A 622-nucleotide genomic window follows, 5' to 3' on the forward strand; every position below is an offset into this window, starting at 1 on the left:
CGCATCGCGTTCAGGACCCGCTTCGCAGGGACACCGCCCTTGCGCGCCATCTCGACACCCCAATGCATGTGGTCGAGCTCGCGGATCGAATGAGCGTCCGGATTGATGCTGAAGATGCAGCCCTGATCGAGTGCCTTTTGATGCCAGCGCCAGTCGAGGTCGAGTCGCCAAGGATGTGCGTTGATTTCGACAGCGACGCCGTGTTTTGCACACGCTTTGAGGGCTTTGTCGACGTCGAGATCATAACCGGGCCGGCGCAACAGCTGGCGACCGGTCATGTGCCCGAGGATTGTCGTCCGAGGATTTCCGATCGCCTCAATGATACGCTCCGTCTGTTCCTTCTTGGGCAACTTGAAGAGGCTGTGCACGCTCGCGACGACGAAATCGAACTGTTCCAAGATATGAATCGGGTAATCGAGCGAGCCATCCGCCAGGATGTCGGCCTCGATGCCCTTCAGTATGCGAAATTTTCCATTGTATGCCTTGTTCAGCCGGTCAGCTTCGCGGTGCTGTTCAGCAATCTCCTGCAACGAAAGACCGCCTGCGTAGTGAGCGGACTGCGAATGATCGGCGACACCATAGTATTCGAAACCGCGCTTGCGCGTGGCTTCAGCCATTGCCT

Annotated in this window: 1 protein-coding gene; it reads right to left on the bottom strand. The window is 57.7% G+C overall.

The window, feature by feature from the left end:
- A partial coding sequence (locus NKH36_RS34730) for a PHP domain-containing protein (RefSeq protein ID WP_352966324.1) occupies positions 1 to 622 on the bottom strand: 622 nt, incomplete at both ends.

The organism is Mesorhizobium sp. M1312, from assembly GCF_040318115.1.
Classification (GTDB): Bacteria; Pseudomonadota; Alphaproteobacteria; order Rhizobiales; family Rhizobiaceae; genus Mesorhizobium.